This window comes from Mycobacterium sp. (assembly GCF_035499775.1).
Classification (GTDB): Bacteria; Actinomycetota; Actinomycetes; order Mycobacteriales; family Mycobacteriaceae; genus Mycobacterium.
The window spans coordinates 1-6836 of the sequence record NZ_DATJYB010000628.1; the positions used below are offsets into that span (position 1 = coordinate 1).

Genomic DNA, 6836 nt, shown 5'->3' on the forward strand with positions numbered 1-6836 from the left:
CGGCGGCCTGACGCACCCCGGCGGCCAACTCGGACAGCGCTCGGCGTGCCGCCTCGGCGAGGCTGGCGCCGGCACGGCTGAGCCGGATCCCTCGTCCGTCGGGCACCACGATCGGCGTGCCCAACTCGGCGGACAGCGCAGTCAGCCATCGACTCGCGGTCGGCTGCGGCAGGCCAACCGCGGCCGCGGCCCTGGTGAGATTGCCCTCCTCGGCCACCGCGTGCAGCAGCGCCAGCTTGGGGGCCATTGATTGAACGAGTGTTACGTCGGACACAGCCGAGAATCTTGCAGCTGCGACCTGGCCTGGTCCAGGCTTATCCATTCATTCATGAATGAATAATGCCATCCTAAGGTATTAGACGCATCGATTGCCGGTCTCTAATGTCAGCCACACGGTCACGTTGGAAGTACATCGCGATGCCAGGAAGGAGACGACGATGTCGATCGCACACGCAGAACAGTCAGCTCTTGCATCGCCGCATCGGTACCGCCAAGCAATCACGAACGTAATGGTCAGCGTCGCTCTCGTCTTCGCTGCTGGTGTCGCGGGAGTGGCACCGACCAGCAGCGACCGGAACCCCGTCGGCACCGATTCGAACCCGTTCACTTCATGAGCGGCAGCGGCGAGTCGACTCCAGCCGGCAGCCCGCAGGAAGAACTCGAGCGGGGAATGTGGACGGGTCTGTCTGTCGGGTCGCAAGGACGGCCGAGCCAGCTCAGCTAATCCCTGCGGTACGCCGACAGCGACGGCCGATCGCCTGATCCACTGTCACGCCCTGGTCCGACAGGCTCGGACCAGGGCGCGGTCATGTCATGGCTCACTGAAGGATGTGCGCGAATGCGCCAATCTGTGAGGGCACCCTCGCGGTAATCTGCATGGTCGGCTTCGACAGAGCCGTGAGATGCAACGAGCGCCGCGACGTGGATATCGGTGGTAGCGATTGGGAGTCAACAATGGCGAAGATCTTTAGCCGTTGGTGGCGGGCCGATCAGTACGACTGGCTGTCGGGTTACCTGGCGGCGCGGGGTATCGGCGGTGCCACCCGGGCCTTGATGGCGGCCATCGCGGCGTCGATGGTGTTGTGTCTTGTCGCATTGCTTTCCGGTTCAGACGGCCCCCGCGGCGCGGTGCCGGTCGCGATGACCTGGGTTGCCGTCGCCGGTGGGGTAGCGGGGGTCTTGCTGTGGACGTGGCGCTGGCCGACTCGCGCGCAGTCGGTGGCCTTCGCCGTGACGTGCAACGCCGCCGTCGCCTTGGCGTGTCTGGCACACCCAAACCCACTCGCGGCGCTGATCGGGTGTATCGCCTTTGCGACCTTCGGCGCCTATATCGCGTTCTTCCACACGACCGGATTCGTGCTCTACAACTTTGCGGTGGCCGCGGCTGTCGGCATCTTCGAGGCCATGCGGCTAGTGACATCCGGACACCCCAGCCTGGCGGGCGTCGACTTGTGGCTGGTGGTTGAGGTCAACATCGCCCTACCGTTGGCCATCCGAGTCCTGGTCCGGGCGTTGGCGGGCGATCTGCTGCGCGCCGACCGCGACCCGCTGACGGGCCTGCTCAACCGCCGAGCGTTTCAGCACAATGCGCTGGGGATGATTCTGGGCCGCCGGGGCATCGACGCACACCTCGTGGTGCTGGTCATCGACCTCGATAACTTCAAAGCGCTCAACGACAATCGCGGCCACGCTGCCGGCGATCATGCCCTGGTCCAAGTCGCTCAGGCGCTACTGGGTGCCGCCGATGACCAGGCGGTGGTGGCACGCAGTGGCGGCGAGGAATTCCTCCTGGCCGGCACTTCGGCAACGTGCAACGCCGAACCTTTGGCCGCGCAGATGTGCCACGCCATCGAAACCTCGACCGCAGGGGTTACCGCCAGCATCGGCACGGCTTGTGCCCGCCTCGATGGCACCACCGACGGCGACCACCAGTCACTTCTCGAGGAGCTGGTCACAGCCTCCGATGCCGCGATGTATCAGGCTAAACGGCTGGGGGGCAACCGGTTTCAGCATCACGAACTGTGCTGACCGGCGCCGCCTTCATTGTCGTCAGGGTTCTCGCGCCCGAGCAGTACCCCAATTGCCAACTCCGCCATGACGATGTCGGGTTCTTCGCCGGTGATGAACTCGGCGTAGAGGAAAGACTCCACGATCCGGACGATGAGATAGGCCATTTCACGCGGCGGAAGTGGTAAGCGAAGGTTGCCCGCTGACACTTCGTCGTTGAGCAGGGCGTCGATGGCGGACACCAGACGTGCTTGGACGGTGCCGGCGCGTGTGGTCAGAATCCTCAGCGCACGTTCCGGCTCGCGCCGTAAGAACTCCCGAAGGTAGTCGGCACGGTCGAGCAGGGTTGCGAACCGACCGACCGCTCCGGTGATGCGCTGTGCGCCGTTGCCGACGGAGGCCTGAACCGCCGCGGTGAGGGTCGGCTCTGCGAGCGACCACAGAACCTCCCCGAGCAGTTCGTCGCGGCTGCCGACCCACCGAAACAGCGTCGCGCGATTCACGCCGAGTTCGGCAGCCAGTTCCCGCATCTCGATACGCCGTCCGGCCATGAACCATCTCCGGGCGACCCGGAACGCATCCAGCGCGTCGGGCTTGCGCTCCTCCGCCAACAAGCGGGATAGGGGTGTTGCGCTGATCGTGCACCTCCTGTCCGTCAGAACACTTCAAGCCGTGTGCAGCAGATTAGCAAATGTTGCACAGTGCCGCCTCTCTGATCCGGCGATCCAACCAGCTCGACGACGACTTTAGAATCTGAAAGACGCAATTTAAGAGGTGATTACAGCAACTTCGGCGTCCGAAGATAATTCGGTCGGCCGCTCGGCGCCGGCGCATGGCGTGTGATCCAACTCCTAAGAGTCGCATCTATGCAACATATAGTCAGATGTTGCATAATTGGTGACGACGCGGTCGCGGACCGCGATCGGACCATTGACGCCGGCGGCGCCAGCAGTAACGTCACCGGAATAACGCTGTCCGTTGAAGGCGGAATGCTGACCACCTGAGGAGCTATTCGTGAAGCAACTTTCCGGCCTGGATGCGACCTTCCTCTACATGGAGACGCCGACGACCTTCGGGCACGTCACGGGCCTGATGATCTTCGAGCGGCCCAGCGCGGACTACGACCCGTTTGCCGCCGTCTATGCCAAGTTCGCCTCCATGGTCGGCGAGCTCGAACCGTTGCGCCGCCGCCTCGTCGAGGTGCCTTTGGGGCTCGACCATCCCTATTGGGTGGCCGACCCCAACCTGGATCTCGACTTCCATATCCGGGAGATCCATTTGGCCAAGCCGGGCATGGTCGATCAACTGGCCGACCAGGTTTGCCGCATCGTCGGTCGCCCGATGGATCGGACCCGACCGCTGTGGGAGGTCTACGTCATTGACGGCCTGCACAGCGGGCGCTGGGCGCTGCTGACCAAGTACCACCACGCCACTATCGACGGCGCCGCCGGGCAGCTCATGCTGCAGATCATGACTGATCCCGACCCCGACGCCCCGCCGCCGGGCGAGAGCCTCCCATGGGATGCCGAGCCTCTGCCGAGCACGGTGGACCTGTTGCGGCGCACGGCGACTCGGCTGGCACTGAATCCCGTCAGGGCATTGCGGGTTCAAGCGCGACTGGTCCGCAGCATCGCCGACACGGCCGGTATCAACAGCGTCGGCAGCGCGGCCAGCCAGACCGGGGCGGCGGTCAAGGCCATCGCCCGACTGGGCCGCTCCGACGGGCCGCGCATCAGTCTGCCGACGACGCAGGCGCCGCCGACCCCGTGGAACAAGTCGATCACGGGCCATCGCCGATTCGCCATGCGGACAACATCTTTGGAGAATGTCAAGGCACTGAAGAACGCCACCGGCGGCACGGTGAACGACATCGTGATGGCCATCTGCGCGGGCGGGCTTCGTCAGTACCTGCTGTCTCATGACGCGCTGCCGGATCGTCCGCTGCGGGCCATGGTGCCGGTGTCGATCCGTACCGGCGAGGAGGACGACCCGTGGACCAACCGGGTGTCGGGTCTGGTGGCGGAGTTGCCTACCGATTGCGCGGACCCACTGGAACGCGTCGCCCGATGCAGCGAGGCGATGCGGAACGCCAAGCGCACCCTCGACATGGTGCCGGCCGACGAGCTCGTCGACCTCACCCAGTTCTCCGCGCCGGTACTGGCGACCTCGGCGGTGCGACTCGCGTCGCGGCTGCGGCTGGCCGACCGCTTCGCGCAGCCGTTCAACCTGGTGATTTCCAACGTGCCCGGACCCCGCCAGCCGCTGTACTTCGCGGGTGCCCAACTGTGCCACCAGTTTCCGGTGTCGATCGTCACCGACGGACAGGGACTCAACATCACAGTGGTCAGTTACCTCGACCGACTCGACTTCGGCTTCATCGTCGACCGCGACCTGGTACCCGACGTGTGGGACCTTGCCGACATGCACATCGATGAGATCAGCCGGTTGATGGAAGCCAGCGGAGCCGAATGGGTGCAACCCCCGCAGCCAGCCCACCCTCGTCGCGGGCGGGCCGGGCGTGCCCAGACCGACGACATCTGCTGAACTGCTCTACGCGGCAGCCAGCGCGCGATCCACGAACGGGACAAGGTCCTCTTCGTCGAGCCCTCCGACACCGAAGATCGTCCGCAGGTAGATCGGCGCCAGGATGCAGTCCAGGACGTCGGTCAGGTGCGGGGCGGCCTCACCACGGTCGCCGGCGCGGTCGAGCATCGCCTGGAGCTGGCCGGCCCGTTTGCGTAACGGCTCGCTGTGGCGCGGGTCCCCGTCCTGACGTACCGCCAGCACCGCACGCAGGAACGCCATCCCGCCGGGCCGGGCGATTTCGCGGGCCGCCTGCCTGGCGTAGGCGAGCAGATCGCTACGCAGCGATCCGGTGTCCGGAATCGGCGAAACGACCTCGACCCGCGCCTCCTCGACATCGAGGATCAGCGCCTCCACCGTGCCCCATCGGCGGTAGATGCTCGTCGGATTCACTCCCGCCCGTTCGGCGATCTCGCTGACCGTGACGCCGTTGGGGTTTCCGTCTGCCACCAGCTCATTGACGGCGGCATGCACGGCCGCCACCACCCGCGCGCTGCGGCCGCCGGGACGGCGCTGAACCTCAACCATGACGCAACACTAACGCATTTCTAGTTGCTTTAGCCATCCACTAGGGCTACAGTCACTAAAGCAACTCAAAATGACTTAAGGAGCCTCACGATGAAGCCGGTGCTGTTCGCCAATGAACCGTCCTTCTGGTTCGAAACATTGCGGACCCTGGGCCACACCGCCTACGGGGGAGCCGACATCGGCGAGGTCCTGACCACCTCCGCGGCCATCACCGAAGGCGACTACGACAGCTGGCACGACGAATGGCTGGCCACTGCCGACTGGGTCAGCGCCGAGGCCGAGAAGATGCTTGCCGCCGGACATCGGATCAGTGCCCGCGACGGGTTGATGCGGGCCAACAACTACTACCGCGCCGCCGAGTTCTTCCTGCACGGCAACCCCAGCGACCCCCGTATCGACCACGCCTACCGGCGCTCGCGGGAGTGCTTCGCTGCGGCCGCAGCGCTGTTCGATCCTCCGATCGAACCCGTCGAAATCCCTTATGAGGGAACCGTATTGCACGGCTACTTCTATCGCGCCGCCGGGAGCGGAGCCGACCCACGCCCGACGATGATCCTGCACAGCGGCTTCGACGGCACCTGCGAGGAGATGCACTGGATCGGCGCCGCCGCCGGACAGGAGCGGGGTTATCACGTCCTGACGTTCGACGGTCCCGGCCAGCCCGCGGCGCGCCGCCTGCACGGTCTCGTGTTCCGTCCTGACTGGGAGAACGTCGTCACGCCGGTGCTCGACTGGTTGCTGCAACGGCCGGGGGTCGATCCCGCGCGGATCGGCCTCGTGGGTGTCTCGATGGGTGGGCTGCTGGCGCCCCGGGCCGCAGCCTTCGAGCAGCGGCTGGCCGCGTGTGTGGCGCTGGACGGGGTCTACGACATGGGGCTTACCGCGACGAACAACATCCCGGGCCCGCGCGTCGAGGCGGAGGCGATGTTGCGTGCGGAATCCGCACCCGAACTCGACGCGGCACTGGAACAGGTGGTGGCGACCAATCCGGTGATCCGGTGGGCGACCACCCACGGTCAGTACGTCATGGGGTGCAGCAGTCCCAGAGAGTTTCTCGCCTCGTACCTGGACTACACGGTGGCCGGCGGAATCGCCGAACAGATCACCTGCCCGACCTTGGTATGCGATGCCGAAGACGACCTCTTCTTCGACGGTCAGCCCAAGCTGCTGTTCGACCATCTCACTTGTGAGAAGGCATATTTCGAATTCACCGACGCCGAAGGTGCCGGCGCGCACTGCCACACCGGTGCCCAGCGGCTGGCCTTTGGGCGGATCTACGACTGGCTCGACGAGCAGCTGAACCGGTGAGGAAGTGGCGTAGCGGTCGGACGGGGGCTCAGGCTTTGACCACCGTCCGGCCCATCGTCAGCCGCCGATCCATCTCGTCGAGCGCTGCCGGCAGCTCCTCGAAGTCGACCACCTTGCCGATGAAGGGCTTTATCCGTCCCTGGGTAAGGAGTTCTTCCAGCGCAGCCTGCGCCCTGTCGCCGACGTCGCGCGGCTGAATGTGGATGCCAGGCAGCGGGTTCTCCATCCTGGGGTCCGCGGTGTAGGCCAGCATCACCCCAATCAGCGAAATGATCCGCGATCTCACGGCACCCAGTATCACGCCGCCTCGCCGGCCAGTTCGCGAGCTTCCTGCTCACTTTCCACCGACGGTCCCGACCCCGGCAATGGCTTGCCCGCGACTTCGGGCGTGAACAGTAGTGTGACCACTC

At 65.5% G+C, this 6836-nt stretch carries 7 protein-coding genes; 3 read left to right on the forward strand and 4 right to left on the reverse strand.

The genetic code is table 11. From position 1 onward, the window contains the following. Window positions 1–247, reverse strand: a 247-nt coding sequence (locus VML93_RS37445) for a LysR family transcriptional regulator (protein WP_325618763.1), incomplete at its 3' end; no start/stop codon positions are given. A 707-nt stretch (window positions 248–954) separates the two neighbouring features. Between VML93_RS37445 and VML93_RS37450 the strand changes: the two genes are divergently transcribed. Further along, window positions 955–2028, forward strand: a complete 1074-nt coding sequence (locus VML93_RS37450) for a GGDEF domain-containing protein (RefSeq protein ID WP_325618765.1) — start codon at window positions 955–957, stop codon at window positions 2026–2028. Here the strand turns inward: VML93_RS37450 and VML93_RS37455 are convergent. Continuing rightward, window positions 2013–2621, reverse strand: coding sequence for a QsdR family transcriptional regulator (locus VML93_RS37455; RefSeq protein WP_325618767.1), 609 nt, complete (start codon window positions 2619–2621; stop codon window positions 2013–2015). The two genes, VML93_RS37450 and VML93_RS37455, sit on opposite strands and share 16 nt — an antisense overlap. Before the next feature lie 400 nt (window positions 2622–3021). On the opposite strand from VML93_RS37455, the gene VML93_RS37460 reads away from it, so the two are divergent. Then, window positions 3022–4551, forward strand: coding sequence for a wax ester/triacylglycerol synthase family O-acyltransferase (locus VML93_RS37460; protein WP_325618769.1), 1530 nt, complete (start codon window positions 3022–3024; stop codon window positions 4549–4551). Between the two features lie 6 nt (window positions 4552–4557). Here VML93_RS37460 and VML93_RS37465 read toward each other — a convergent pair whose 3' ends face one another. Continuing rightward, window positions 4558–5118, reverse strand: a complete 561-nt coding sequence (locus VML93_RS37465; RefSeq protein ID WP_325618771.1) for a TetR/AcrR family transcriptional regulator — start codon at window positions 5116–5118, stop codon at window positions 4558–4560. Window positions 5119–5208: 90 nt separating this feature from the next. Here VML93_RS37465 and VML93_RS37470 point away from each other — a divergent pair, with 90 nt between their 5' ends. Then, window positions 5209–6426, forward strand: a complete 1218-nt coding sequence (locus VML93_RS37470; RefSeq protein ID WP_325618773.1) for an alpha/beta hydrolase family protein — start codon at window positions 5209–5211, stop codon at window positions 6424–6426. Window positions 6427–6454: 28 nt separating this feature from the next. On the opposite strand, the gene VML93_RS37475 is transcribed toward VML93_RS37470, so the two are convergent. Then, complete coding sequence (locus VML93_RS37475; RefSeq protein WP_325618775.1) at window positions 6455–6712, reverse strand: hypothetical protein; 258 nt, start codon at window positions 6710–6712, stop codon at window positions 6455–6457. Window positions 6713–6836 lie beyond the last annotated feature (124 nt).

Excerpts from the sequence above, each read along its gene's own strand:
- VML93_RS37450 (WP_325618765.1), top strand. The coding sequence starts at position 955 with ATGGCGAAGATCTTTAGCCGTTGGTGGCGGGCCGATCAGTACGACTGG.
- VML93_RS37465 (WP_325618771.1), bottom strand. The coding sequence starts at position 5,118 with ATGGTTGAGGTTCAGCGCCGTCCCGGCGGCCGCAGCGCGCGGGTGGTG.
- VML93_RS37470 (WP_325618773.1), top strand. The coding sequence starts at position 5,209 with ATGAAGCCGGTGCTGTTCGCCAATGAACCGTCCTTCTGGTTCGAAACA.